We start from the raw sequence: 26,500 nt of genomic DNA on the forward strand, positions 1-26,500 counted from the left end.
GGGACCCGCGCTCAGCCGCCGATGGCCGACATCGGCCGGTCGGGCTGGCGGAACGCCGGGGTGCCGATCCCGTGGCCGGGCGCCTTGCCCCACAGGTTGAGCCGGATCAAGTCGCGGAGGTCGGCATCGGAGGCACCGGCGCGCATCGGCGTACGCAGGTCGTTCTCCTCACGCGCGAACAGGCAGTTGCGCACCTGCCCGTCGGCCGTCAGGCGGACGCGGTCACAGGCCCCGCAGAACGGCGCTGTCACGCTCGCGATCACTCCGACGGTGCCTGGGCCACCGTCGACGGTGAAGAGTTCGGCAGGGGCAGATCCGCGGTCGCCGACCGGCTCGAGCCGGAAGCGGCGTTCCAGCGCGGTGAGGATGTCGGCGCGGCTGGTCATCACGCTGCGATCCCAGGTGTGGCCGGCGTCGAGCGGCATTTGCTCGATGAAGCGCAGCTCGTAGCCGCGGTCGAGGCACCACTGCAACAGTTCGGCGGGGTCCTCCCCCGCCATTGCGACCGCGTTCACCTTGACCGGAGCCAGACCCGCGTCGGCGGCCGCCTTCAGGCCCTGTTCGACATCGGCGAACCGATCCCGCCGGGTCAGGGCGATGAATCGCTCCGGAGATGCCGTGTCGAGTGAGATGTTGATGCGGGCAAGGCCCGCCTGCGCCAGCGGCGCCGCGAGGCGATCGAGGCCGATCCCATTGGTGGTCAACGCCATTCGCGGCGCGTCCGGGAGTTCACCCACGCGGCGTACGACCTCCACCAGTCCCCGTCGTAGCAGCGGCTCACCCCCGGTGAAACGCACCGTCGTCACTCCAAGATCGACGAATAGCGCAACCAGGCGCACCAATTCGTCGTCGGTCAGCAGCTCCGGCTTGGCCATCCATGGAAGTCCCTCGGCCGGCATGCAGTAGGTGCAACGCAGATTGCAGCGGTCGGTGACCGACACCCGCAGGTCCGTCGCGACACGACCGAAGGTGTCGATGAGCGGGCCGGCAGTGGGGTGGGACATGGCTCCCATGCTAGGCGCGACTATCGTTGCCGCGTGTTTCGCCTCCTGCTTACCCGACGTTGGGCGGCTTGGTTGGTGGCGACGCTGATCGTCGCCGCGACCTGTGTGTTCCTCGGCCGGTGGCAATACCACCGCTATCAGACGAAGTCGACCGCCGAGCATCACCTCGAGGCCAATTACAACGGTGTCCCGGTCGCGCTGCGCAGCGTCCTACCAAGCGCCGCGGCCGTTCCCGATAGGACGACGCAGTGGCGTCAGGTGGCGGTGACCGGCAATTACGACCCGAACCACCACATCCTGATCCGTAACCGTCCCTTGGACGGCACCTACGGCTACGAGGTCGTCGTGCCGCTGACCTACCCCGGCGGAGTCGTATTCGTCGACCGCGGGTGGATCGCGAACGGGCGTACGGCGGTCGCTCCCGATTCGATTCCACCGACACCAACTGGCCAGGTCACCGTGGTCGGTTGGGTCCGGGCCGGCGAACCAAACCTCGACCGGGCGCCGGTGGCCGGGCAGGCCGCGTCGATCAACATCCCCGAACTACGCACCCTGACCGGGCAGCCGCAGGCCGACTCCGGTTTCGTTCTGATGCGGCGTGAAGCCGGCAACAACCTGCCGACCACGAAGCCCGACCAGTTGCCCAAGCCCGACCCGGGCAGTTACGCCTGGATCAACTTCAGCTACGCCTACCAGTGGTGGCTCGCCGCCCTGGCTATCCCCGCCTTCTTCCTGGTGCGGCTGCGCCGACAGCATCTGGAGGACACCGGCCGCGCCAAACCGAAGGAAAAAAAGGTGCGGATCTGGGACGAGGAAGACGAATGAGTCAGTGCGCGGCAGGCGCCGTGTCGTCGGCGAACTGGGTCCGGTAGAGGTCGGCGTAGACGCCACCACTGGCGAGGAGTTCGCGGTGGGTTCCGCGCTGCACGATGCGGCCGTCGTCGACGACCAAGATCTGGTCGGCCCCTCGTACAGTCGAGAGCCGGTGGGCGATGACGATCGCCGTACGCCCCTCCAACGCACGGTCCAGCGCCTGCTGAACCAGCGCTTCGCTCTCGCTGTCGAGGTGCGCGGTCGCCTCGTCGAGAATCACCACCGACGGTGCCTTGAGCAGCAGTCGGGCGATCGCCAGCCGCTGTTTTTCGCCCCCGGACAGGCGGTGGCCGCGGTCGCCGACCACGGTGTCAAGGCCGTGCGGCAGTCGCTCCACCAGGGCCCAGACGTTCGCCGCCCGCAGGGCCGCTTCAAGCTGCTCACCGGTCGCGTCGGGGCGCGCGTAGAGCAGGTTGGCGCGGATCGTGTCGTGGAACATGTGGGCTTCCTGGGTCACGACTCCGATCCGTTCGCGCAGCGAGTGGAAACTGACCTCGCGGATGTCGGTGCCGCCGACCAGAATCTCCCCGGCAGTCGGATCGTAGAGCCGCGAGACCAAACCGGTGACCGTGGTCTTGCCGGCTCCGGAGGGGCCGACCAGGGCGACCACCTGACCGGGTTCGATGTCGAAGTCGATGCCCTTGAGGACCGGTGTGTCGTCACCCTTGTCAGTGGTGGTGGCCTCGAGGCTGTCCAGTGAGACCTTTTCGGCGGTCGGATAGCTGAAGCTCACGCCGCGGGCCTGCACCGACAGGGGACCCTTGGGCAGCGGGCGGGGGTGGTCGCTCTCGGCAACGAGCGGCTTGAGGTCGAGCACTTCGAAGACTCGCTCGAAGGAGACCAGCGCGGTCATCACGTCGACGCGCACGTTGGAGAGTGTTGTCAAGGGTTGGTAGAGCCGGCCGAGCAACGCCGCCAGGGCCAGCAGGGTGCCGATCGTCAGCTCGCCACGGATCGCCATCACGCCGCCGACGCCGTAAATCAGGGCGGTCGCCAGCGAAGCGAGCAGGGTGAGCGCGACCAGGAAGATGGCCCGTTGCACCGCGATCGAGATACCGAGGTCGCGAACCTTCCCCGCGCGGGTGGCGTATTCCTCGTCCTCCTGCTCGGGTCGACCGAAGAGCTTCACCAGCAGCGCGCCCGCCACGTTGAACCGCTCGGTCATCCGGGTGCCGAGGTCGGCGTTCTGGACCATCTGGCCACGGGAGAGCCCGGCAAGGCGACGACCCATGATGCGCGTCGGGATCAGGAAGAACGGCACCAGGACCAGGGCGCCGAGGGTCAGTTGCCACGACAACGTGGCCATGGCGATCAAGATGACGGCCAGCGACACCACGTTGGAGACCACGTTCGACATCACCGAGGTGAATGCTTGTTGTGCGCCGATCACATCAGAGTTGAGTCGCGTGACCAAAGCCCCGGTCTGCGCGCGGGTGAAGAACGCGATCGGTTGGCGCAACACGTGGGAGAACACCTCGCGGCGCAGATCGAAGATCAGCCCCTCACCGAGAGTCGCGGACAACCAGCGTTCGACGATGCTCAGGCCCGCGTCGAGGACCGCCACCAGGGCAGCCGCGATCCCGAGTTTTACGACCAGGTTGGTGTCCTTCTGGGCCACCCCGTGGTCGACAATTTCCTTGAGGATCAACGGACTTGCGATCACCAACAAGGCATCGATGGTGACCAGGATGAGGAAGAAAATGATGGGTCGGCGGTAGGGCCCCGCGTAGGACATGACCCGCCGGGCCGTTCCCGGTTTGAGTTTGGTGCCCTTGACCGCCGAGTCCTGGGTGAGCGATCGCATCGCCTGCCAGCCGGACATGCTCATTCGTGGTGTTCCCTTCCCTTAAGCCGGGAACGTGAACACCGAACGCGGCGGATCTATGCCCTCAGGCGGGGCCCTCAGGCGAGGGTGACGAGGTCGAGGTAGTCCGGTCCCCAGAGGTCCTCGATGCCGTCCGGCAACAACAGGATCCGTTCGGGGTCCAAGGCCTTCACGGCACCTTCGTCGTGGGTGACGAGAACGACCGCCCCCTCGTACGCCGCCAGGGCACCGAGGATCTCGGCGCGGGAGGCTGGGTCGAGGTTGTTCGTCGGTTCGTCGAGTAGCAGGACGTTCGCCGATGACACCACCAACAAGGCAAGGGACAGTCGCGTCTTCTCACCACCAGAGAGAACTCCGGCCGGCTTGTCGACGTCGTCGCCGCTGAACAGGAACGACCCGAGCACCTTGCGCACCTCGGTCTCGCCGAGGTCGGGCGCCGCCGATTTCATGTTCGCCAGAACCGAGCGGTCGACGTCGAGGTTCTCGTGTTCCTGGGCGTAATAGCCCAGCTTCAGACCGTGGCCCGGCTGCACTTCGCCGGTGTCAGGCTGGTCGGTTCCGGCCAGGATTCGCAGCAGTGTGGTCTTGCCGGCACCGTTGAGGCCCAGCACGACGACCTTCGAACCCTTGTCGATCGCCAGGTCGACGTCGGTGAAGATCTCCAGCGAGCCGTACGACCGGGACAGTCCTTCGGCGCGCAGCGGTGTCTTGCCACACGGCGAGGGCGTCGGGAAACGCAGCTTGGCGACACGGTCCTGCTGTCGCTCCCCCTCGACGCCGGCCAGCAGTTTCTCGGCGCGGCGGGCCATGTTCTGCGCGGCCGTCGCCTTGGTTGCCTTGGCACGCATCTTGTCGGCCTGGCTCAACAGGGCCGCGGCCTTCTTGTGGGCGTTCTGCAGTTCGCGCTTACGGCGCTTCTCGTCGGTCTCGCGCTGCTGCAGGTAGGACTTCCAGCCCACGTTGTAGATGTCGAGCTCGGAACGGTTGGCGTCGAGGTGGAAGACCCGGTTCACCACGGTGTCGAGCATCTCCACGTCGTGGCTGATGATGATCAGCCCGCCCTTGTAGGAGCGCAGGTGGTCGCGCAACCAGGCGATGGAGTCGGCGTCGAGGTGGTTGGTGGGCTCATCGAGCAGCAGCGTCTCGGCGCCGCTGAACAGGATGCGCGACAACTCGACCCGACGGCGCTGGCCGCCGGAGAGCGTACGCAGTGGTTGGTCGAGCATTCGTTCCGACAGACCCAGGCTGGCGGCCATCGAGGCAGCCTCCGACTCGGCGGCATAGCCGCCCCCAGCGGTGAACACCGCTTCCAAGTGGCCGTAACGACGCATCGCCTTCTCGCGGACCGCGTCGTCCTCGCTGGCCATCCCGATCTCGGCGGCCCGCAGGTCGCGAATGGTGCTGTCCAGGCCACGGGCCGACAGGATGCGGTCGCGGGCGAGGATCCCTAGGTCTCCGGTCCGCGGGTCCTGCGGCAGGTAGCCGACTTCACCCGAGCTCGCGACCGACCCGGCAGCCGGAGTTCCTTGTCCGGCAAGCACTTTGGTCAGGGTCGTCTTCCCCGCACCGTTGCGCCCGACCAGCCCGACACGGTCGCCAGCGGCAACTCTGAAGGTGCCGTTCTCGAGCAACAGACGGGAACCGGCACGCAGTTCGATGCCATGGGCGGTGATCACAGGGGGTACTCCACAACAGATTCGGAAAAGATTCGGCGAGTTCGCACGGCGACGCTCGCCCGCAATACGACCGGGCGACGGCCCGACTCGATAGTCTACGGGCGATGTTCAGCAGCGACTGCCCCGGTCGCGGTGGATGCGGAGGAAGCCCGTGACGTTCAACGACAATGCGCAACTCGACACCTCGCAGGTGACCAGCGGTGGATCCGGTGGTGGCGGTGGTGGCGGGGTCGCGCCTGGCGGCATCGCTGTCGGCGGCATCGGCGGTCTCATCCTGATGATCATCATGGTGCTCCTCGGCGGCGGCCTGCCCGGTGGCGGGAGCGGCGGTGGCGGCGGCGCCTCGCCCTGGAACATGAATCCGTCGTCGATCTCCGGTGGCAGCAACGACTCCTCGGGCGGCACCGACGCGGTGGCCCAGCAGATCTCGCAATGCAAGACCGGCGCCGACGCCAACAAGAACGACGTCTGCCGGATCGTCGGCACCGTGAACAGCGTGCAGAGCTTCTGGACCGGCTACCTGCAGAAGTACGGCAAGACCTACACCCCGGCGACGACGGTCATCTTCAGCGGATCGACCCAGTCTGGCTGCGGAACAGCCAGTTCCGCGATGGGCCCGTTCTACTGCCCGCTCGATAAGAAGGTCTATATCGATGCTGCGTTCTTCCAGGAACTGACCGACAAGTACGGCGCTGACAGCGGCGCGCTTGCCAAGGAATACGTTCTGGCTCACGAATACGGCCACCACGTGCAGGACATCCTCGGCTTGCTGGGCCGCGCTCAGCAGGACCCCCAGGGCGCCAACTCGGGCTCGGTTCGCACCGAGTTGCAGGCCGACTGTTTCGGAGGGATCTGGGTGGCGAACGCGTCCAAGACCACCGACCAGGGTGGCACCGCGCTGCTGAAGCAGATCACTGAAACGGACATCAAGTCGGCCCTGTCGGCAGCAGCAGCTGTGGGTGATGACCGAATCCAGCAGAAGGCTCAGGGCCGGGTCACTCCGGAATCTTGGACGCACGGTTCGGCCGCCGCCCGCCAGAAGTGGTTCACGACCGGCTACCAAAGCGGCGACATCAACCAGTGCGACACCTTCACCCCCGCCACGGTGGAGTAAGGCCCCGGTTCTCCTGGTTCCCCGGCGCACACGCTTCACTCCGGCGCCGATCCGGTTTCCCCCGGCGCAAACCCTGCACTTACGTGCAGCCGCTGCAGGCACACCCGCGGCGGCTGTCGTTAAGTGCAGGGTTTGCGTGTTTTAGGCGAAGCGCTGCCGAAGCCAGGCCTGCTGGCCGAGAGTCCAGGCGTTGCTGAAGGTCCAATAGAGAACCAGGCCGGCCGGAACGAAGAATGCGCCAGCGACGACCCCGATCAGGCTGAGCCAGGGCATCACGGACTGCACCACGGACATCGGGTCGCCAGCCGCGGGCGCCGGCGTCATTGCGAACCAGCGTTGCGTCGCCCAAGTCGCGAGTCCGGCGCAGAGCGCGAGCCCGAGGACCAGCGCACCCTCGGCCATCGAGCCGGACAGGAGCCGGGAACCGAGGTGCACACCACCGACCGACGCGGCGGACGCGGACGCCACGGTGACGGCGGTCAGCGCACCGACCGAGCTACCGCCGCTCACCTTCATGATCAGGTGGTAGAGCGAGATCAGCAGCGGCATCTGTATGAGCAGCGGGACCCAACCCAGGCTGGACAGGCCGTGTTCGCGCTGCACGGCCCGCCTCTCCCGCATCAGATCCTGCAAGCTGTCGGGATCACGGCGGTCGACGTACTTCTGCTGGAGGGCACGCAGCGCCGGAGCCGCGGCTGCCGCACGACGGGCGTTGCGCGCGCCGGTGATAGCGAACGGCAGCAGCACCACTCGTACGGCGCACGTGAGCAGGGCGATCGCGATCACCCAACCAAGCGCGCCGTCGAGGCCCGCCGTGGTTGCGGCGGCGTGGGTGGTGGCCAGGACGGATCCGAGCAGTGTGGTCAGAGGTGCAAGGAATTCGGGCATGACGTGCTCCATTCCCCGGGCATCCCGGGGTCGGTCGAGCGGGACTGGTGGGCTGAGGTACTCAGACCAGTCCGGGCGCACGCGGCCGGATGGGGTCCTGCGGCAGCGCGATCGAGCGACAGACCGGCGCGAAGGTTGCGGTCTGGGCGGCTCGAGCGCGAGGGGGTGCCGATCGAGGTGGCAACGCACGGCGTACGCCTTCCACGACGGCGATGGCCGCGGCCAGCACCACCAGGGCGGCTCCGCCGGCCAACGCCTGTGTCGACGAGCTGATCGCGATCAGCGCGAGCGTAGGCAGGAACAACGACAGCAGCACGCGTAGTCGCGCGGCGAGGCGGTCGGTGTCAGGGAGCACGCAACGATCGTACGTCCGAGGCAGCCCCGGACGTACGACCGATGAGTCCCGCCGTTTGGCGGACCGTCTAGCTCGTGACGTCACGTCGCCCAACCAGCAAGGCGATCACCCCGAGCAAGACCACCGCGTAGACCGCCAGCGTTCCGTAGAGCGCGCCGTCGCTGAGGTTGATCTGCAGCGAGGAAGGCGAGACGACATACCGCAGCAGGAGCCCCGGGAACCAGCGCTGACCGAAGCTGAAGGTGTCCCCCAACAGGTTCTCGATAGGTCCGGCCCAGAGCACAGCGGCGGCCAGGCCTACCGGGACCGACCGGGTGATCATGCCGATGGCGGTGCCAAACAGCGCCCAGCCGACGCCGAACCCGAACACCCGCACCATGTCCTCACCGGCGGTGCGCCAGGAGTCGGCGGTGAACCAGGCCGTGGTGTCGACTCCTTGGCTGGACGCGACGAGGGTTGCCGTGGCCCAGCCGGCGACGAACAGCGTCACCACCAGCACGGCGAGTCCGACGACCCTCGCCGCGAAGGTGCCGGTGGCCAGCGAGAACCGGCCCGGATGATGCAGCAACGCGGCTCGCCAGGTTCCCCGGGAGAAGGCGTTCGCTGACATGCCGACGAACAGAGCCAGCAGCAGAACGGCGGAGAAGGCCGAGGCCGTCACTGGTGCGAGTGTTCCTCCCCCGGCTTGGGAAAGGGCCGCGATGCTGACGCCCGGCCCGTGGTCTGGGGCGGTGGCGAAGAGGATCCAGGTGACAACGACCGCGTAGACCACGGTGGTGAGCAGCGCCGGCAGCCAGATCCGGCGTCGGCCCAAGCGGGTCAGTTCGGCGAGGAAAGCATTCATGACGGACTTCCTGTTCCGACCAGCTCGAGAACCCGGTCTTCGAGCGTTTGCCGTTGGTGGTGCAGTTCGGTGAGGGTGATGCCCGCGGCGTGGGCGCTGCGGTTGATTTGGGCGGCGAGGTCTTGTGGATCGGCGGGTCCGACCTCCACCTCGATGGCCCGGGTCGGCCCGTCGTCGGGGTTGCTGAGGGTCAGGCCCTGCTGCTGCAGCAGCGTGCGCAGCGGCGCCACAGCCCCGTCGGCGGCGACCCGCAACACCTCGCGTCGGCTGGTGGGGAGGTCTTCGATTGATCCGTCGAAGCGCAGGCCGCCCCGATCGACGACCACCAGGTGGTCACAGACGTGCTCAAGTTCGGCGAGCAGGTGGGAGGAGACCAGGACGGTGCGCCCCTCCTGCGAGATGCGGCGCACCAACTGCCGGATATCCCGCATCCCTTGCGGGTCAACGCCATTGGTCGGTTCGTCGAGGATGACCAACTCCGGATCGCCGAGCAACGCCGCGGCGATCCCAAGCCGCTGCTTCATGCCTAGCGAATAGGAGGCGTAGTTGTCGTTGCCGCGATCCCCGAGTCCGACCAGTTCTAGCAGCCCCGGGATCCGATCCGCGTTGTGTCGGCCTAGGCGGGACAGATTGCGCAGGTTATCGCTGCCGCTCATCGAGGGGTAAAAGGCCGGCCCTTCGATGAGTGCACCGACCTGCGGAAGGAACGCGCGCGGGTTGCGCAGGTCATGGCCAAGGACGCTGCCGGTTCCGGCGCTCGGCCGAACCAATCCGAGCAGCATGGACATGATGGTGGTCTTGCCAGCCCCGTTGGGGCCGATCAGACCGGTGACTGATCCGCGCGGGATCTGCAACGAGATGTCATCGACGACGGTGCGGCGGCCGTACCGCTTTGTCAGGCCGGTCACCTCCACCGCGTGAGTGGGAGGAACTGTCGAGGTTTGCATTCCTCGAGCCTGCTGCCACGACCCCGTCGCGCGCGTCCGCGTGGCGTCGAGCCTGCGCCTACGTCAGGTGTTGAGGTCGGGTGGTCCGGCCAGGCCGTGTTGGTAGGCCAGTACCACCAACTGGGCCCGGTCTCGGGCATACATCTTGGTCATCGCCCGGCTCACGTGGGTTCGTACGGTTGCCTGGCTGACGAACCAACGGTCTGCGATCTGCTGGTTCGACATCCCCTGGGCCACCAACGAAACGACCTCACGTTCGCGTTCGGTCAGCAGGGACGCGAGCTTCGAGGGCGTGGCGTCAGGCGCGGGGGCCATACTGCTGCTGACGAATTCGTGGATCAGTCGGCGGGTTATCGTCGGTGACAGCAGGGCCTCACCGGCGGCAATGACGCGTACGGCGCGGATCAGTTCATCGGGATCGGTGTGCTTCACCAGGAAGCCGGCCGCGCCAAGGCGCAGGGCCTCGAAAACGTATTCGTCGAGGTCGAAGGTGGTCAGGACCAGCACCCGTACGCCGCTCAGTTGCGGGTCGGCAGTGATCTGCCGGGTCGCTTCCAGCCCGTCCATGCCGGGCATCCGGATGTCCATCAACATCACGTCCGGGCGCAAGTCTCGGGCCAGCTGGAGCGCCTGCACGCCGTCGGCGGCCTCCCCCACCACCTCGAGATCGTCCTCGAGCCCGACGAGCATGGCGAAGCCGCGGCGCACCAAGGTCTGATCATCGGCGACGACCACCCGGATCGGGCGGGGTTCGCTCAGTTCTGCGTCCATCGGCCGACGACCTCGAATCCGCTTGGCTGACAGGGCCCGTGGTGCAGTGTGCCACCGGTCGCAGCGACCCGCTCGCCCATGCCAAGCAGTCCGTGCCCGGAGCCGTGGACCGCCCCGGGCCCGGCAACACCGGTTCCGCCATCGTCCCGCACGCTCACCAGCAGGCCGTCGCGCGGGTCGACGACGACCCGAACCCGCCCGCCGGGGGCGTAGCGGATCGCGTTGGTCAGGGCCTCTTGAACCAACCGGTACGCCGCGCCGGCAACCGATGGCGCAACCTGCGCCTGGGCACTTGGCGGCTCGATGAGATCGACTGTTAGACCGCCGCGTCGGCCCTGCTCAACGAGGGTGCCGATGTCGGCGAGGCCACGGTCCGGGGTCGTCGGAGAGTCGTCACCGGCGCGCAGAGAGCGCACGATCTCGGTCAACTCGGTCAGCGCAGTTCCACTCGCTTCCCGGATCGCGACCGCTGCTGCAGCAGCGGCGCTCGGGTCGCGTCGCACCGTACGTTCGGCGATCGCGGCTTGCACGTTGATCGCAGTCAATGCGTGGGCAACGCTGTCATGCAGGTCACGGGCGAGTCCGAGCTGCTGCTCGACCAGCCCCTGATGCTGGGCTCGCTGCAACGTCTCCCGGCGGGCGGCAGCCCGCTCGGAGCGGGCGCGCAGGACCTCCCCCACGAGCACCGCAGCGCCTGTCCAGCCAGTGACTCCGAGGACGGCCGAGAGGTTGTCCCAACTGCCGAAGAGCAGTGTCACCGAAAACAGGAAGATGACCAGCGCCGCTGCGACAGTGAAGAGTTCGCGTCGTGGGCGGACCAGTCCGAAGGAGAAGAGCGCAAGCGGTCCGACCAGATAGGCGGGTCCACCGGAGTAGTTCAGCAGGGCATAAGCGCAGAGGGCGCTGAACGCCACCACCATCATCAGGTAGGGCTGCACCCACCGCAGCAGCAACGACCAGGCCCCAGCGATACCCAGGGCGATGCCGAGCGCATCGATGGAGCGCTGGCCGTGGTCGGCCGGGATGTGCGACGCCGAGACGCTGATCCCGATCGTGATCACGCAGGCGGCGCCGACGGCCGCCCACCGAGACGACCACCAGGGGCGCGGGTCGATTTCGTGGTCCATGCCGGTCAGCGTAGGAAACGGGTCGTCGCCGTGCGTCATCTCGGTGTTGAGATTCGGCCCGTTCCTCGCAGACCTGGGCGCTGAACGAGGGCGTCTGGTGAATGAGATTCCCCGCGGGCCTGGGCGCTGAACGAGGCGTCGGTTGAACGAGATGCTCGCAGACCCCACGTAGCCTCGAACAATGACCGATGAGTGGGCCGAAGCCTTGGACGAGCAGAAGGTCTATTACGACGAGCGCGCCGGTGAGTACGACGACTTCTGGTTCCGGCGCCGCGCGTACGCGCTCGAGGAGCCCTTGCGCGCGCACTGGTCGCAGGACGCCGCGGACACCATGCGGTTCGTTGCCGACCACGCGCGCGGTGATGTTCTCGAACTTGCCTGCGGCACGGGAATCTTCACCGACGTGTTGCGTCGCACCGCGAGGAGTGTCCACGCGGTTGATGCCTCCTCGGCCATGCTCGAACTCAACCGTTCCCGAACAGGTAACGCGCCCAACATCGGCTACGAGCAGGCCGACCTGTTCGCCTGGCGGCCATCACGGACGTACGACGTCGTGTTCTTCTCGTTCTGGCTTTCGCATGTTCCCGATGACCTCTTCGGCCCGTTCTGGCGAATGGTCGGCGACAGCCTCGCGCCGGGAGGCGTCGTCGCGTTCGTCGACTCGGTGCCTTACCCCGCCAAGGCCGTCACCGGAGAGGTGGTGGCCGATACGGGAGCGCGCACCGAACACCGGACGCTCGCCGACGGGCGCACTTTCCAGATCGTGAAGCGCTACTGGGAGCAAGCACCGCTCACTGCAGCCCTCGCAACCGCGGGATGGTCGGCAGACGTCGAGACCACGGCACACCACCTCATGCTGCGCGGGACCGCCCGACCGGCTGCGCTAACGCCAGCGTGATGCCGCCGGCAGAACCGGGTTGAAACCCGGTACCGAACGCACGCCCCGACGGTTAACGCACTTCATCTGCTGACCAACTCGAGCGCATCCAGCATCCCCGGCTGAGTCCGGTAGCTGCGGCCCGTTGGGCTGACCCTGGCTTCGATCCCGGCCGCGTCAGAAGCGACCTTCCAGCCGGCCTGTTTCGCTCGGTGGTGTCGACGACACAAACAGTGCAGATTGTCGGCACTCGTCGCACCCCGAGGCCACGGGGTGATGTGGTCGAGATCGGTGAAACGCGCGGGTCGGTTGCACCCTGGATGTCGGCAGGTGCGATCGCGAGCCATCACCTGTTGCCGAACCGCTGGTGGCGGTCGATAGGCAGAGCTCTCCCCCAGCCCATCGACCAGCCGCCCAGATTCGGGGTCGAATCGATAGACGGTCGCTGTGACGCGAACTCCGTGGCTGTCACGTCGGCGCGGAAGGTGGTCACTCGAGACTCCATGGCGACCGGTGGTCATCGAATCATCAGCGCGTTGGGCGGCGCGGTCTCGAGCCAGGTTGCCCACCATGTCCAGCACCGCGGCAGCATCGATCGCCTCACCGCTGGCAGTGAAGGTAAGGGTGGCTCCGCGTGTCACCAAGGCGTGGATCTCCGTTGTGGTCAGGCGGCGACCGGCACTCGCGGCCATTTCCGGGGCGCTGCGACCGAGGTACCGCGCCGGCTCGGATGGTTGCCCGCTGCCACCGATGCCCCCCGCTGGGCCGGGCGTTTGCGCCGACTGGTCGCCAGTCGGCTCCCCCACACCAGTCGGACCGGCGGAACGAGCGGGTCCAGACGGCCCTTCCCGGTTCGACCCTGACCCACCCGAACCACCCGCATCGCCCGTTTGGACCGGCACCAGCAGGTCAAAATGAGCAATCAGGTCGACGTTGTGCATGGCCAGATCGAACAGTGCGTCGGTGCGGTGCTGGCCGAGGGTCCGGTCATCGTCAGCGGATCGGTGCAACTCGTCAGCCCGTGAGTTGATCGCGGCCATCAGTGACCCTGCCCGCTCCGAACCGAGCACAACCGACAACTGGCTCAGCCCGGGCGTCGGATGCGGGTCGAGCCACACCCCTTGTTGTTGCGCCGTGGTCTTCCTCGCGGTCTGCCTAGCCGCCGCTGCCTCGAACCGGGTGACCAGACCGCGCACCGCGCGAGCTGCCTCAACCTTGGTTCGGGTGTGAATTCCCGTGTCGAACACAGCATCCTCGACCCGCTCGCACGTATCAGGTCGGGCATCCTGCAGTTCCCGCGCAATCGCCAGCACGGTCGCCAGGTTTGTCGGCGATGCGCCGTCGCAGGTCTACACCAGCTCCACCACCAGGAAGGTTCGGGTGACCGGGTCGACTTCGGGGAACATCTGCGGATCGGTCGCGATCTCGACAGCCGCCGCCAGACCGTCTTCGAAGATCACCGATTCCAGCAGTTCGCGCATTTCGCGGACCGGCGCATCCGGGTCCGCGATTGTCGCGCTGCTGGGGTTCTCCCTCATCCATACATCGTACGCCTGTTCGAATCCCTGCGAAAGGAGAGGTGTTGCGCTGTGAGCGAACAACCCTGCGACCGCGTACCTCGAAACGACGACGGGCCGCCTGCCCTCGAAACAACGACGGGCCGCACCCCCTCAAGGGTGCGGCCCGTCGCAAAAACAATCGACTCAGACGTTGAATCCGAGCGCGCGCAACTGCTCGCGGCCGTCATCGGTGATCTTGTCCGGACCCCACGGTGGCATCCAGACCCAGTTGATGCGGGCCGAACCCACCAGGCCCTCAAGCGCCTGGTGCGTCTGGTCCTCGATCACGTCGGTCAGCGGGCAGGCCGCCGAGGTCAGTGTCATGTCGAGCACGGCGTTCGAGTCGCCGTCGACGGTGATGCCGTAAACGAGACCCAGGTCGACAACGTTGATCCCCAACTCGGGGTCGACGACATCGCGCATGGCTTCCTCGACGTCCGCCACATTGGGCGGGCTTTGCAGGTCGGTCATCGGGTGCCTCCCGTAGAAATGGACGAAATATCGGCGCCGGCTCGGGCCAACGCATCGGTGTAAGCGGCCCAGGACAGCAGCGCGCACTTCACTCGGGCGGGGTATTTCGAGACACCGGCGAGGGCAACGCCATCGCCGATCTGCTCTTCGTCACCGCTGTCTTGACCGCGACTGGTCAGCATCGACCGCATCGCGTCATAGGTCTCCAGGCTCTCGGCCACGCTGTAGCCGATCACCTCCTCGGTCAAGATCGACGCGGACGCGACCGAGATCGAACAGCCGATGGACTCGTACGAGACGTCGACAACCTTCGCCTGCGAACCTTCACCTTCAAGATGAACTCGAAGAGTGATTTCGTCACCACAGCTGGTGTTGACGTGGTGCGTTTCGGCTTCGTACGGCTCCCGCAGACCCGCATGCTGCGGGAACTTCGAGTGGTCCAGAATCAGCTGCTGGTAAAGGTCCATCAGGAAGCCTTCGCCGACACGTCGATCCCGAAGATGCCCGGCACCCGGTCAAGAGCGGTCAGGAAAGCCTCGACCTCGGCCAACGTGTTGTAGACACCGAAGCTCGCCCGCGTCGAAGCCACGACACCGAGCGCACGGTGCAACGGCCACGCGCAGTGATGCCCGGTTCGTACGGCGACGCCCGCGTCATCGAGCACCTGCCCCACGTCGTGCGGGTGAACACCCTCGACCGCGAACGCAACCGCGCCGGCGCGGCGCGATGCCTCCAACGGACCGAGCACCCGGACCCACGGACGCTTCGCCAAGCCGTCGAGCGTGGCCTGAATCAGTTCACGGTCATGGTCGGCCACGACATCCATCCCGATGTCCGAGAGGTAGTCGCAGGCGACACCCAGGCCAACGGCCTGGGCGGCCATCGGAACTCCCGCTTCGAACCGGGTCGGCGGATCGGCGTAGGTGGAGTGGTCCATGTAGACGGTCTCGATCATCGAGCCACCGGTGATGAACGGCGGCAGCGCGGCGAGCAGCTCTCGCCGCCCCCACAACACGCCAATGCCCATCGGGCCGAGCATCTTGTGGCCGCTGAACGCCAGGAAATCGACGCCCAGGTTCGCCACGTTCACCGGCAGGTGGGGCACCGACTGGCAGGCATCGAGGACCACGACGGCACCCACGCGGTGGGCGGCGTCGGTGAGCTCGCGCACCGGGTTGATGGTGCCGACAACGTTCGAGACGTGGCCGAACGCAACAACCTTGGTGTGCTCGTTGATCAGCTCATCGATCTCGCTCAGGTCGAGGGTTCCGTCCGTCTTGTCGACCGGAATCCACCGCAGGGTGGCGCCGCTACGACGGCAGAGTTCCTGCCACGGCACCAAGTTGGCGTGGTGCTCCATCTCGGTGACGAGCACCTCGTCGCCCGCGCCCAGCGCGAACCGCTCACTGCCCTCGATCGCCGGGTGGGGCGCCGAAAGGAAACCGTGGGCCACCAAGTTGAGCGACTCGGTCGCGTTCTTGCTGAACACAATCTCGTCAACGCTCGCCCCGATGAACGCCGCGATCTTCGCGCGCGCCTGCTCGTAGGCGTCGGTGGCCTCTTCGGCCAACTGATGAGCCCCACGGTGTACGGCGGAGTTCTGCGTCTCGTAGTAGGTGCGTTCCGCGTCGAGCACGGTCAACGGCTTCTGCGAGGTCGCCCCGGAATCGAGGTAGACCAGCGGGCGGTCGTCGCGGACCGTGCGACGCAGCAGCGGGAAGTCCTCCCGCAGCCGCTGCACGTCGAACGAACCCATGATCAGGCCTGGACAGCCGACACGTAGCGGTCGTAGCCCTCAGCCTCGAGGCGGTCGGCCAGCTCGGGGCCACCTTCCTCGGCGACCTTGCCATCGACGAACACGTGAACGAAATCGGGCTTGATGTAGTTCAGGATGCGCGTGTAGTGGGTGATCAGCAGAACGCCCACGTCGGTGCTCTCCTTGGCGCGGTTGACACCCTCCGAGACGATGCGCAGCGCGTCGACGTCGAGGCCGGAGTCGGTCTCGTCGAGGATCGCCACCTTCGGGGCGAGCAGCTCCATCTGGAGGATCTCGTGGCGCTTCTTCTCGCCACCGGAGAAGCCCTCGTTGACGTTGCGCTCGGCGAACGCCGGGTCCATCCGCAGGTTCTCCATGGCGCCCTTGACGTCCTTGACCCAGGTGCGCAGCTTCGGCGCAGCGCCGTCGACGGCGGTCTTGGCCGTACGCAGGAAGTTCGAGACGGAGACGCCCGGAACCTCCACGGGGTATTGCATCGCAAGGAACACGCCGGCGCGGGCGCGCTCGTCAACCGACATCGCCAGGACGTCTGCCCCGTCCAGGGTGACGCTTCCGGAGGTCACCTTGTATTTGGGGTGACCGGCGATGGAGTAGGCCAGCGTCGACTTGCCGGAACCGTTCGGGCCCATGATGGCGTGGGTCTCACCGGAGTTAATGGTGAGGTTGACACCCTTCAGGATCTCCTTTTCGCCCTTCTCGGTCTCGACGGAGACGTGCAGGTCGCGGATCTCGAGCGTGGTCATGTTCGTGGGTCTCTTTCTGTTGCAGAGTCAGTCGTTGAGGGCGACAAGCACGTCGGTGCCGTCGATCTTCACGGTGTGGACGGCCACCGGGGCGGTAGCCGGAAGAGCGGTCGGATTGCCGGTACGCAGGTCGAACCGCGATCCGTGCAACCAGCACTCGATCGAGCAGTCGTCGACCTCGCCCTCGGCGAGTGACACGTTGGCGTGGGTGCAGGTGTCGTCGATCGCGTGGACGGTGCCGTGACTGTCGCGGACGATCGCCACCCGGCGACCGTCGATGTCGGCCACGACGGCGCCCATCTGCGGCAACTGGTCAATCGAGCAGATGCGCACGTAGTCGGTCACGGCATCGCTCACGACGGCGTCGCCGCCAGTTCGTCCTCGATCGCCTTCATCAGCGGGTCGCAGATCTCCGGCACACCGATCTTGGCGATCACGTCGGCGAAGAAGCCACGGACGACCAGGCGCCGTGCCTCGCTCTCCGGGATGCCGCGGGCCTGGAGGTAGAACAACTGCTCGTCGTCGAACCGGCCGGTCGAGGAAGCGTGGCCTGCACCCTCGATGTCACCGGTTTCGATCTCCAAGTTCGGCACCGAGTCGGCGCGCGCACCGTCGGTCAACACCAGGTTGCGGTTCAGCTCGTAGGTCTCAATACCTTCGGCTTCCTTGCGGATGAGCACGTCGCCGACCCACACGGTGTGGGCCGAATCGCCCTGCAACGCACCCTTGTAGGTGACCAGCGAGGTGCACCGCGGCGTGTTGTGGTCGACGAACGAGCGGTGCTCGAGGTGTTGGCCGGCATCGGCGAAGTAGACGCCCAGCAGGGTCGCCTGGCCGCCAGGGCCGGAGTATTTGACGTTGGAGTTGATCCGAACGATCTCGCCACCGAGGCTCACCGCGATGTGGCGGTAGGTTGCGTCGCGGCCGACGACCGCGTCGTACTGACCGAGGTGGGTCGCTTCGTCGTCCCACTCAGCAGTGGTGACCAGCGTCAGGTTCGCACCATCGGCGACCTCGACCGACAGCACCTCGCTGTAGTCGGAGGTGCCGTCGTGAACGATGACGACGGTGGCATGGGAGTTCACGCCTGCCCGAACCAACAGGTGGCCGTGGACGACCTGGCGCTGCTGCCCGGTCAACCGCAGACGTACGGGGCCTTCGAGCTCGGCGTTCGCCGCGATGTCGAGCACCGCGAGACCACCGGAGTGGGTGGCCGCCACGGCGGCGGCGCGGTCAGCCGGCAGCGTCGTCGTGGTCGACTGCCACTCCTGCACCGACATCTCGCCGAGGGTTGCGCCCTGCGGGAGATCGTTGGTCCAGGTGAGGTGATTGCCGGTCGCTTCGTCGGTGAACAGCTGTCCCAGCTTGTCGACCGGGGTGAAGCGCCACTCCTCCTCACGACCGTGCGGGACCGGGAAGTCAGAGACCTCGAAGGAGGTCTTGCGCTCCGCCCGCGACTGGTCGGGCACGAAAGCGGCGGCCGGGTCGATGTGACCAGCGGCCTGATTGCGCTCTGGAGTGATGAGCGTCATGAAAGTCGTTCTCCTACTCGTTCGATGTCAGGGGTGATCGGAAGGGCGCGGGTCGCGCTATCCGACAGCCCCTTCCATCTGCAGCTCGATCAGACGGTTCAGTTCGAGGGCGTATTCCATCGGCAGTTCGCGAGCAATCGGCTCGACGAAGCCGCGCACGATCATCGCCATCGCCTCTTGCTCTGACATGCCGCGGCTCATCAGATAGAACATCTGGTCCTCGGACACCTTGGAAACCGTGGCCTCGTGGCCCATCTGCACGTCGTCCTCGCGGACGTCGACGTAGGGGTAGGTGTCGCTGCGGCTGATCTGGTCGACCAGCAGCGCGTCACACACCACGCTGGACTTGGAGTGCTCAGCGCCCTCAAGCACCTGCACCAGACCGCGGTAGGAGGTGCGGCCACCACCACGGGCCACCGACTTCGACACGATCGTCGAGGAGGTATGGGGGGCGGCGTGGACCATCTTGGCGCCGGCGTCCTGGTGTTGACCCTCGCCCGCAAAGGCAATGGACAAGGTCTCGCCCTTGGAGTGTTCACCGAGCAGGTAGACGGCGGGGTACTTCATCGTCACCTTGGAGCCGATGTTGCCATCAACCCATTCCATGGTCGCGCCGGCCTCACAGGTAGCGCGCTTGGTCACCAGGTTGTAGACGTTGTTCGACCAGTTCTGAATCGTCGTGTAGCGAACCCGAGCGTTCTTCTTGACGATGATCTCGACGACCGCGGAGTGCAGCGAGTCCGACTTGTAGATCGGCGCGGTGCAGCCCTCGACGTAGTGAACGTAGGAGTCCTCGTCGGCGATGATCAGGGTGCGCTCGAACTGGCCCATGTTCTCGGTGTTGATCCGGAAGTAGGCCTGCAGCGGGATGTCGACGTGGACACCCTTCGGCACGTAGATGAAGGAACCACCCGACCACACCGCGGTGTTCAGCGAGGCGAACTTGTTGTCGCCGACCGGAATGACCGAACCGAAGTACTCCTTGAAGATGTCTTCGTGTTCGCGCAGGCCGGAGTCGGTGTCGACGAAGATGACACCCTTCTCCTCCAGGTCCTCCCGGATCTGGTGGTAGACGACCTCGGATTCGTACTGCGCCGCCACGCCGGCGACAAGACGCTGCTTCTCGGCCTCCGGGATGCCCAGTCGGTCGTACGTGTTCTTGATGTCCTCGGGCAGGTCTTCCCAGCTGGTGGCCTGCTTCTCGGTGGACTTCACGAAGTACTTGATGTTCTGGAAGTCGATCCCGGTGAGGTCGCTGCCCCACTGAGGCATCGGCTTCTTGCCGAACAAGCGCAGCGCCTTCAGGCGAAGGTCAAGCATCCACTGCGGCTCGGACTTGCGGCCGGAGATGTCCTTGACGACCTCGTCGGACAGGCCGCGACGCGCGCCCGCACCCGCATCGTCACTGTCGGCCCAGCCGTATTCGTAACGGCCGATGTCCTTCAGTCCCGGGTTGAGCTCTTCGATGGTGCTCATCGCGGATCCCTTCTGTTGTCGTGGGAGGGGGCTACTTGCTGAACAGGAATGAACGTGGTGCACACGTGGTCACCGTGTGCGAGCGAGGCCAGGCGCTGAACGTGGACGCCGAGCAGTTCGGAGAACACCTCCGCCTCCGCCTCGCAGAACTGGGGGAATTCGGTGGCGACGTGTTGCACCGGGCAGTGACCCTGGCACAACTGCACGCCGGCCAGCGGGGTGCCCCGACCGACCGGGCGGGTCGACGCCGCATATCCCTCGCGGCCCAGCGCCTCGGCCAGGATCGTAGAACGCTCGTCAGTGTCGACCGCATCGGCCATCTCGGGCGCGATCCGATCGGCCATCGCCCGGGCACGCTGCCGCGCAAATGCCACGACCGCCTCATCGCCCTGCTCGGCGCGCACGAAGCGCAGCACCGAGCTGGCGAGTGAGTCGTAGTCGCCGCGCAGGGTCTGGTGGCCACGCTCGGTCAACACGTAGGCGCGCGCCGGACGGCCGCGCTTGCGAGCACCGACGGGAGCCATCTCGCGGTCCTGCACCGAACCCTCCGCGGCCAACTGGTCGAGGTGGCGGCGTACGCCTGCAGTCGTCAGGCCGAGGGTCTCGGCGACCGCAGCAGCGGTGATCGGGCCGCGCTCGGAGACGAGGTTCAGAACTCGCCGACGCGTGCCCGACTCGACCCGTTCGGGTCCGGGCTCAGCACGGTCAGCGATAAACACAACACCAGTATGACGTTATTCACGGTGAACTTAAAGGCAGGCTCCCCTAACCTGCTGCACGACCTCAGCAGGTGGCCGGCAGCAGCCCCTGCGCCTGCTTCGACTGCAGCATCGCCAGCGTGGCCGCATTCACCCGGGCCCGGAACGTTGCGTTCCTGCCGTAGTAGCCCAAGACCGCCGAATACATCTCCGGGATAGCGGCCGGTGTCACCGTCAGAATCAGCTGTCCACCGGCGTTGATCGTGTTGATTGCCCGCATGCCGTACGACCACGGCGACATCGCCTTCGCGACGCCAAGGTCGTCGGTCATCACGATGCCCTTGTAACCCATGTTGCGCAGCAAGCCCACCACCGTCGGCGAGAAGACTGCGGGCCGGCTGCCATCGATCCGGTCGTATATCGCCGAACTCATCATCACGAACGGAACCCCGTCATTCACCGACTGCTTGAACGGCGTGAGGTAGGGGTTGTTGGATGTCGTGCCGTAATCGTGGACGTTCACCGTCGTGTCAGTGTTCGCGCGGACCGCGCCCAGGCCCGGGAAATGCTTCGCGGTGGGTGCGACCCCCACCGATTTCATCCCGCGCATGAAGGCGCTGGAGGAACCGGCGACCAGCGCCGAGTAGTAGTTGTACTCGCGGTACCAATATCCGATCGGCGGGTTCCCGCGGCCGAGCGACGCCGGAACCGTGTCGGCCACCGGGGCCAGGTTCATGTTCACCCCAGCGGCGCGCATCTGTCGTCCCCAGGTCTGCGCATAGGAATACAGCGTCCCCGTGGAATAGGTGCCCTGCGTCAGACCGGTGGGGATGGTGCTGAACCCGCTGCCCTTCAGGACCTGAACGTAGCCGCCTTCCTGATCGGTGGAGATCAGCAACTTCACGTTCTGGGTGCTGCTGGGGTTCACCGCCGACCGCAATGACGCCGTCACGCTGGCGACCTGAGAGACGCCACCGGTGCTGCGACCGGAGAGGAAGACATTCCCGATGTGGTATTTCGCGATGTAGCTCTTGACCGTGCTGCTCGCTCCCGTGGCCGGGTTGCCGACCATGAACAGTTGACCGATCTTTCGTTCGATCGGCATCACCGACGCCATCCGCGTTGCCGTGCAGGTGGTCACCGACGGCACTGCCGCCGGCGTCGCCTGAGCTGGCGCCACGATCACCCCGGCTCCCCCCATCACCGCGACAACAGTCCCCGCTACCAATGCACCCTTGACCATGACCCGACCCCTTCGGCAGAACTTCGCTTTCCGACGTTTCTCAGCACAGCACGTTCTGGCGACCACGTCCACGGTGGGGCATGGGTAGATCTTCCCGAGGGCAACCTAGAATTGTCGATCGTGGAATCTGCGGCGGTCTCCTATGACGGTGTGACCCATCATTACGGGGCCAACCAGGCCCTTGCCGACCTCACCTTCCAGGCGCCCACCGCCCGCATCACCTGCGTCCTGGGCCCCAACGGGGCCGGCAAGACGACGGCGATGGAACTGGCCGAGGGCCTTCGGGCCCCGCAACAGGGATCCGTACGCGTCCTGGGCCAGCAGCCGTGGCGCGCGTCAGCCGACCATCGGGCCCGCGTCGGGGTCATGCTGCAAGACGGCGGCCTGCCCGGCGCCGTACGAGGCGAGCGCTTTTTGCGCCACGTCGCCAAACTGCTCGGCGGCGATCACCGACTGACGGAATTGACCGGCGTGCTCGGCCTCGAGTCCTTCTGGCAGACCAGCCTGCGCCGCATGTCCGGTGGCCAGCGACAGCGCATCGCGTTGGCCGCTGCGCTCACCGGCTTGCCGGACGTTGCCTTCCTGGATGAACCGACGGCCGGCCTGGATCCGCATGCGCGACTCGACGTCTGGGATCTCGTTCGCGCCGAACGCGACCGTGGGGCGACCGTCGTGGTCACCACCCACTCCTTCGACGAGGCAGAACGATTGGCCGACAAGATCGTGGTCGTCGCCGACGGGCGGGTGCTCGCCGACGGATCGCTGGCAGAGGTGGCCGGAGCCGACGGCCTCGAACAGACCTACTTCGCGTTGACCCGACCGGGGGGCGCCCGATGACCGCGACCGCCGCAAGCAACCACGCAGCGCCTGCGAGTCCCGCCGGCCGCATCCGCGCCCAGGCCGGCTACGAGGCCCGCACCCTGCTCGGCAACGGCGAGCAGTTGCTGGTGTCGCTCATCCTGCCGGCGCTCGCCCTCTTCGGCATGGCCCTGTCGTCACAACCGTCCCTCGGGGCGGGCCGACGGATCGATGTCGTGGTGCCTTCGGTCCTCGCGCTCGCGGTCGTGTCGACGGCGTTCACCGGTCAGGCCATCTCCACCGGATTCGACCGCCGTTACGGCGTGCTGCGATTCCTGGGCACCACACCACTCGGCCGCGCCGGCCTGTTGGGTGGCAAGGCGCTCGCGGTGCTGGCTGTCGTGGCCCTGCAGACTGTCGTGCTTTCCGTTCTCGGCCTCGCCCTCGATTGGCATCCGAATCTGGGCGGGATCGCGGTGGCGGTGTTGCTCCTGCTGCTCAGCACTTTCAGCTGGGTCGCCATTTCGCTGCTCCTGGCGGGCTCGTTGCGAGCCGAGGGCGTGCTGGCTGTGGCCAACCTGGTGTGGGTCTTGCTGGCCGCCGGCGGCGGCTTGCTCTACCCCACCTCACGGATGCCCGATGGCCTCGGATCAGTCGTCGCCCTGCTGCCGTCGGGTGCCCTCGGCGACGGGCTGCGCGCCGCGTTCATCGGCCATCTGGGCGACACCTGGCTGCCTGCCCTGGTGCTGGTGGTCTGGGGCGCCGCAGCGGCGGCCCTGACCACGCGTACGTTCCGGTGGGGCGACTGACCCCGTGACTTCGAGCCTGACCGAGAGTGACCGATCGATGCTTCTCCCCCGTCCCCTGCAGCCGGCCCTGCCTCGCTGGCTGACTGCATTGTTCTGGCTCAACCTGGTTGTTGAGACCGGCATCGTGGTGACGGGCGGACTCGTGCGCCTCACCGGCAGCGGGCTCGGGTGTCCGAGATGGCCGCAGTGCGTCAACGGGTCACTCACCCCGACCAGACACCAGGCTCAGAGCTGGCATAAGTACATCGAGTTCGGCAACCGCACCCTGACCAGCGTGGTGAGCATCGTGGCCCTCGCACTGCTGATCGGCATCATCACCTCCGCGCGCCATCGCAGTGGCCTGCGCCTTCCGGTCGCCGGGGTTCTCGCCGGCATCGCGTTGCAGGCCATCGTCGGCGGAATCACCGTCTTGACCGGCCTCAACCCCGGCCTGGTGGCCGCCCATTTCCTGATCTCGATGCTGTTGGTGTCAACGTCGGCCTGGCTGGTCTGGCGGGCCCGCGAGGGTGACGGAGCGGCGACTGCCGTCGTACGACCAGGCGTGGTCCAACTGGGCCGTGGCACGGCCGCGTTCGCCGGTGTTGTGTTGCTTCTCGGCACCCTGGTGACCGGTTCTGGACCCCACTCGGGCGATGCCGACCATCCCGCTCGGCTCGGCCTCGATCCGCGCACGATCTCCTGGATGCATGCCGATGCAGTCATGCTTTTCATCGGTCTCGTGGTCGCGATGATCGTCGCCGTCCGACTCACAGCGGCCGACACCGCAGCGCCGCGCGCCTGGACCGCTTTGCTGGGCGTGACGCTGCTGCAAGGCGTGATCGGCTACGTCCAATACTTCACCGGGCTGCCCTGGGCAGTCGTGTTGTGTCACATGCTCGGCGCCTGCCTGCTGGTGATCGCCGTGACCTGGGCGGTGTTGTCGTTGCGCACCCGTGGCGAGAACGTCGACGTGGCGAAAGACCTGCCCTGACCGAGCAGACGGAGCAGGACATGGGGGCGGAGACCGACCACGACACCGAGCAGTCGAGCCGCGTGGGTCGCCTGTTCCGCCGGATCCTGCGCTGGGTCCTGATCACCTGGTTCGTCGTCACCATCATCAGCGTGACCGGCAATGCGCTGACTGCGCCGAGTGCCACCTTTCCGGCACCGGACGGCTCCGACGTGCGGGTCGATGGACATCGCATCCACTACGCGTCTTGGGGCACCTCTGGCTCACCAGTGGTGCTGATCGGCGGGTTCGCGGAGAGTTCGGTGTCGTGGGCGACGGTTGGGCCCCTCCTCGGTGCCACTCACCGCGTCTACGCAATCGATCTGCCGGGCTACGGCTACAGCGATTACACCGGCCACTACACGCTCGCCGACCAGACGCAAGTAGTCGCCGGATTCATTCGTACGCTGCATCTTTCCGCGCCGATCGTCGTCGGCCACTCGCTCGGAGCCGCCGTCGCGGGCTCCCTTGCACTGACAGCTCCCCAGGAGATCAGCGGCGTGATCTTCGCCGACGGTGACGCACTGCCGTTCGCCGGCGGAAACAGCCGGCCACCGGGCTGGGTGTTGAAGCTCCCCTACGTGACATCGCTCTACCGGATGGGCACTCGGTGGTCCTGGCTCGACCAACAAATCGTCAAGGGTCAATGCGGTTCGGTGTGCCGGGGTTACTCCCCCGGGCTGGTGCGTGCTTGGCTGCGGCCCTTGCAGCAGGGAGATGCGGAACGCGCCATGCTCGCGATGGCGCAGGCGCCCTTGCTGCATCTGAGCCCGACCCAGATCAGGTCCATCCGCGTTCCCCGAGCGATCATCTGGGGATCCGAGGACGCAACCTCCGGCGGATCGTTGCAGGCCACGCGGACCAACCTCGGCAACCCGCGGGAAGTGATCCTGGCTGGCGCCGGACACCTGTCGATGGTGGCCGATCCGCAGGGCTTCGCAGCCGCCGTACAAAGCCTGTCGAGTCAGTGAGACCCGGGCCGGCTGATCAGTGCAGTCCGGGAAGCGCGATGTGCAGGATCGGGTCGATCGCGACGCCGAGGAACACCAGCGTCAGGTAACTGATCGAGTAGTGGAACAAGCGCATCGGCTTGAGGTCGGCATAGGGCACGCCCTGCTTCGCGCGCAGCTGCAAACGGTGCGCCTCGATCAGGAACAGCCCACCGGACAGCACCGCCAGGACGGTGTAGATCCACCCCATCGGCGCCACCGGAATCAGGACCACAGTCGTCAGCACAGTCGCCCAGGCATAGAGCACGATCTGGCGGGCAACTGCGGTGTCGCGCGCGACCACCGGCAACATCGGAACACCGGCGTTGGCGTAGTCGTCCTTGAACCGCATCGACAGCGGCCAGTAGTGCGGCGGGGTCCAGAAGAAGACCACCAGGAAGAGCACCAGCGCCGACCACGACAGTGAGTTGGTCACCGCGGACCAGCCGATCAACACCGGCACGCAGCCGGCAACGCCGCCCCACACGATGTTCTGCGAGGTGCGCCGCTTGAGCAGCATCGTGTAGAAGCCGACGTAGAGCACGATCGCCCCGAGCGACAAAGCCGCGGAAAGCCAGTTGACCAGCAACCCGAGCCACAGCACCGAAGCGACCCCGAGCACGGTCGCGAACGCCAAGGCGTTGCGCGGGGCGATGCTTCCCACCGCGAGCGGGCGCCCTTCGGTGCGGTGCATCAGCTTGTCGATGTCGCGGTCGATGTAGCAGTTGTAGGCATTAGCCGAACCGGCCGACATCGTTCCGCCCACCAGGGTGGCGATGATCAGCCAGAGCGACGGCACACCGCGGTCTGCGAGGAACATCACCGGGAAGGTGGTGACCAGCAGCAACTCGATGATCCGCGGCTTGGTCAACGACACATAATCCCGAACGACGTCACCGAAGGGGCGCTTGGACCGAGCGTCGGCCGCGGACCCTCCAGCCGTACGGGGCTCGATCGTGGTCACAGGCATCCTCGCGTCAACACTTCCGGGAACTTCCAACAAACTTCTGGGCCCTGCACGGCAACCGGCTGGCTGCTGTGGCAGACCGGGGCAGCAAACGCCCCCAGCGGCCCAGTCTATCTGCCTCCGGAATGTGCTCCGACGCCTACCGGTGG

Annotated in this window: 28 protein-coding genes; 7 read left to right on the forward strand and 21 right to left on the reverse strand. The window is 66.5% G+C overall.

What is annotated here, in order from left to right:
- Window positions 1-11: 11 nt before the first annotated feature.
- Entirely contained in the window at window positions 12-1,013 is a 1,002-nt protein-coding gene (gene moaA, locus ACYU98_RS07700; RefSeq protein ID WP_460467623.1) for a GTP 3',8-cyclase MoaA, read from the reverse strand.
- Window positions 1,014-1,037: 24 nt separating this feature from the next.
- On the opposite strand from moaA, the gene ACYU98_RS07705 reads away from it, so the two are divergent.
- Complete coding sequence (locus tag ACYU98_RS07705; RefSeq protein WP_460467624.1) at window positions 1,038-1,829, forward strand: SURF1 family cytochrome oxidase biogenesis protein; 792 nt, start codon at window positions 1,038-1,040, stop codon at window positions 1,827-1,829.
- 1 nt (window position 1,830) lies between these two features.
- On the opposite strand, the gene ACYU98_RS07710 is transcribed toward ACYU98_RS07705, so the two are convergent.
- Both ACYU98_RS07710 and ACYU98_RS07715 read right to left on the reverse strand, forming a co-directional pair.
- Complete coding sequence (locus ACYU98_RS07710) at window positions 1,831-3,705, reverse strand: ABC transporter ATP-binding protein (protein ID WP_460467625.1); 1,875 nt, start codon at window positions 3,703-3,705, stop codon at window positions 1,831-1,833.
- Between the two features lie 74 nt (window positions 3,706-3,779).
- Entirely contained in the window at window positions 3,780-5,378 is a 1,599-nt protein-coding gene (locus ACYU98_RS07715) for an ABC-F family ATP-binding cassette domain-containing protein (protein WP_460467626.1), read from the reverse strand.
- A 151-nt stretch (window positions 5,379-5,529) separates the two neighbouring features.
- Here ACYU98_RS07715 and ypfJ point away from each other — a divergent pair, with 151 nt between their 5' ends.
- Window positions 5,530-6,492, forward strand: coding sequence for a KPN_02809 family neutral zinc metallopeptidase (gene ypfJ / locus ACYU98_RS07720; RefSeq protein WP_460467627.1), 963 nt, complete (start codon window positions 5,530-5,532; stop codon window positions 6,490-6,492).
- A gap of 141 nt (window positions 6,493-6,633) precedes the next feature.
- Here the strand turns inward: ypfJ and ACYU98_RS07725 are convergent, their stop codons facing one another.
- From ACYU98_RS07725 to ACYU98_RS07750, 6 genes are all read right to left on the reverse strand, one after another.
- Window positions 6,634-7,380 (reverse strand): YidC/Oxa1 family membrane protein insertase, encoded by a 747-nt coding sequence (locus tag ACYU98_RS07725; RefSeq protein ID WP_460467628.1) that lies wholly within the window; start codon window positions 7,378-7,380, stop codon window positions 6,634-6,636.
- Between the two features lie 61 nt (window positions 7,381-7,441).
- Window positions 7,442-7,735 carry a hypothetical protein gene (locus ACYU98_RS07730; protein ID WP_460467629.1) on the reverse strand — a complete coding sequence of 98 codons (294 nt, stop codon included), beginning with the start codon at window positions 7,733-7,735 and terminating at the stop codon, window positions 7,442-7,444.
- Window positions 7,736-7,802: 67 nt separating this feature from the next.
- A complete protein-coding gene (locus tag ACYU98_RS07735; RefSeq protein ID WP_460467630.1) occupies window positions 7,803-8,579 on the reverse strand; it encodes a hypothetical protein in 777 nt (258 codons plus the stop codon).
- A complete protein-coding gene (locus tag ACYU98_RS07740) occupies window positions 8,576-9,487 on the reverse strand; it encodes an ABC transporter ATP-binding protein (RefSeq protein ID WP_460467631.1) in 912 nt (303 codons plus the stop codon). The genes ACYU98_RS07735 and ACYU98_RS07740 overlap by 4 nt, the downstream gene beginning before the upstream one ends.
- Window positions 9,488-9,589: 102 nt before the next feature.
- The gene (locus ACYU98_RS07745; protein ID WP_460467632.1) at window positions 9,590-10,297 is read right to left on the reverse strand and encodes a response regulator; all 708 of its coding nucleotides are present in this window, start codon (window positions 10,295-10,297) and stop codon (window positions 9,590-9,592) included.
- Window positions 10,282-11,424, reverse strand: coding sequence for a sensor histidine kinase (locus ACYU98_RS07750; RefSeq protein WP_460467633.1), 1,143 nt, complete (start codon window positions 11,422-11,424; stop codon window positions 10,282-10,284). The genes ACYU98_RS07745 and ACYU98_RS07750 overlap by 16 nt, the downstream gene beginning before the upstream one ends.
- Window positions 11,425-11,605: 181 nt before the next feature.
- Between ACYU98_RS07750 and ACYU98_RS07755 the strand changes: the two genes are divergently transcribed.
- Window positions 11,606-12,322 (forward strand): class I SAM-dependent methyltransferase, encoded by a 717-nt coding sequence (locus ACYU98_RS07755; protein WP_460467634.1) that lies wholly within the window; start codon window positions 11,606-11,608, stop codon window positions 12,320-12,322.
- A gap of 62 nt (window positions 12,323-12,384) precedes the next feature.
- Here ACYU98_RS07755 and ACYU98_RS07760 read toward each other — a convergent pair whose 3' ends face one another.
- From ACYU98_RS07760 to ACYU98_RS07810, 11 genes are all read right to left on the reverse strand, one after another.
- A complete protein-coding gene (locus tag ACYU98_RS07760; RefSeq protein ID WP_460467635.1) occupies window positions 12,385-13,614 on the reverse strand; it encodes an HNH endonuclease signature motif containing protein in 1,230 nt (409 codons plus the stop codon).
- Between the two features lie 36 nt (window positions 13,615-13,650).
- On the reverse strand, window positions 13,651-13,839 hold the full coding sequence (locus ACYU98_RS07765; protein ID WP_460467636.1) for a hypothetical protein: 189 nt from the start codon (window positions 13,837-13,839) through the stop codon (window positions 13,651-13,653).
- A gap of 165 nt (window positions 13,840-14,004) precedes the next feature.
- Window positions 14,005-14,331: a metal-sulfur cluster assembly factor gene (locus tag ACYU98_RS07770; protein WP_460467637.1), complete on the reverse strand. Its 327-nt coding sequence runs from the start codon at window positions 14,329-14,331 to the stop codon at window positions 14,005-14,007.
- A complete protein-coding gene (sufU, locus tag ACYU98_RS07775) occupies window positions 14,328-14,798 on the reverse strand; it encodes a Fe-S cluster assembly sulfur transfer protein SufU (RefSeq protein WP_460467638.1) in 471 nt (156 codons plus the stop codon). The genes ACYU98_RS07770 and sufU overlap by 4 nt, the downstream gene beginning before the upstream one ends.
- Entirely contained in the window at window positions 14,798-16,087 is a 1,290-nt protein-coding gene (locus ACYU98_RS07780) for an aminotransferase class V-fold PLP-dependent enzyme (RefSeq protein WP_460467639.1), read from the reverse strand. The genes sufU and ACYU98_RS07780 overlap by 1 nt, the downstream gene beginning before the upstream one ends.
- A gap of 2 nt (window positions 16,088-16,089) precedes the next feature.
- Window positions 16,090-16,851: a Fe-S cluster assembly ATPase SufC gene (gene sufC / locus ACYU98_RS07785; protein ID WP_460467640.1), complete on the reverse strand. Its 762-nt coding sequence runs from the start codon at window positions 16,849-16,851 to the stop codon at window positions 16,090-16,092.
- Window positions 16,852-16,878: 27 nt separating this feature from the next.
- On the reverse strand, window positions 16,879-17,208 hold the full coding sequence (locus ACYU98_RS07790; RefSeq protein WP_460467641.1) for a non-heme iron oxygenase ferredoxin subunit: 330 nt from the start codon (window positions 17,206-17,208) through the stop codon (window positions 16,879-16,881).
- The gene (gene sufD / locus ACYU98_RS07795; protein ID WP_460467642.1) at window positions 17,205-18,383 is read right to left on the reverse strand and encodes a Fe-S cluster assembly protein SufD; all 1,179 of its coding nucleotides are present in this window, start codon (window positions 18,381-18,383) and stop codon (window positions 17,205-17,207) included. Before sufD ends, ACYU98_RS07790 begins: the two co-directional genes overlap by 4 nt.
- Before the next feature lie 57 nt (window positions 18,384-18,440).
- Complete coding sequence (sufB, locus tag ACYU98_RS07800; protein ID WP_460467643.1) at window positions 18,441-19,859, reverse strand: Fe-S cluster assembly protein SufB; 1,419 nt, start codon at window positions 19,857-19,859, stop codon at window positions 18,441-18,443.
- Complete coding sequence (locus tag ACYU98_RS07805) at window positions 19,856-20,578, reverse strand: helix-turn-helix transcriptional regulator (protein ID WP_460467644.1); 723 nt, start codon at window positions 20,576-20,578, stop codon at window positions 19,856-19,858. Before ACYU98_RS07805 ends, sufB begins: the two co-directional genes overlap by 4 nt.
- A 64-nt stretch (window positions 20,579-20,642) precedes the next feature.
- Entirely contained in the window at window positions 20,643-21,800 is a 1,158-nt protein-coding gene (locus ACYU98_RS07810; protein ID WP_460467645.1) for a glycoside hydrolase family 3 N-terminal domain-containing protein, read from the reverse strand.
- A gap of 120 nt (window positions 21,801-21,920) precedes the next feature.
- Here ACYU98_RS07810 and ACYU98_RS07815 point away from each other — a divergent pair, with 120 nt between their 5' ends.
- Genes ACYU98_RS07815 through ACYU98_RS07830 form a run of 4 tightly spaced genes read left to right on the forward strand, consistent with a single transcriptional unit; the run spans window position 21,921 to window position 25,366 of the window.
- A complete protein-coding gene (locus ACYU98_RS07815) occupies window positions 21,921-22,637 on the forward strand; it encodes an ABC transporter ATP-binding protein (RefSeq protein ID WP_460467646.1) in 717 nt (238 codons plus the stop codon).
- Window positions 22,634-23,407 (forward strand): ABC transporter permease, encoded by a 774-nt coding sequence (locus ACYU98_RS07820; protein WP_460467647.1) that lies wholly within the window; start codon window positions 22,634-22,636, stop codon window positions 23,405-23,407. Before ACYU98_RS07815 ends, ACYU98_RS07820 begins: the two co-directional genes overlap by 4 nt.
- Window positions 23,408-23,444: 37 nt before the next feature.
- Window positions 23,445-24,377 (forward strand): COX15/CtaA family protein, encoded by a 933-nt coding sequence (locus tag ACYU98_RS07825; RefSeq protein ID WP_460467648.1) that lies wholly within the window; start codon window positions 23,445-23,447, stop codon window positions 24,375-24,377.
- Between the two features lie 20 nt (window positions 24,378-24,397).
- Complete coding sequence (locus tag ACYU98_RS07830) at window positions 24,398-25,366, forward strand: alpha/beta fold hydrolase (RefSeq protein ID WP_460467649.1); 969 nt, start codon at window positions 24,398-24,400, stop codon at window positions 25,364-25,366.
- A 16-nt stretch (window positions 25,367-25,382) separates the two neighbouring features.
- Here the strand turns inward: ACYU98_RS07830 and ACYU98_RS07835 are convergent, their stop codons facing one another.
- The gene (locus tag ACYU98_RS07835; protein WP_460467650.1) at window positions 25,383-26,348 is read right to left on the reverse strand and encodes a heme o synthase; all 966 of its coding nucleotides are present in this window, start codon (window positions 26,346-26,348) and stop codon (window positions 25,383-25,385) included.
- Window positions 26,349-26,500: the final 152 nt, after the last annotated feature.

This window comes from Calidifontibacter terrae (genome assembly GCF_054778835.1).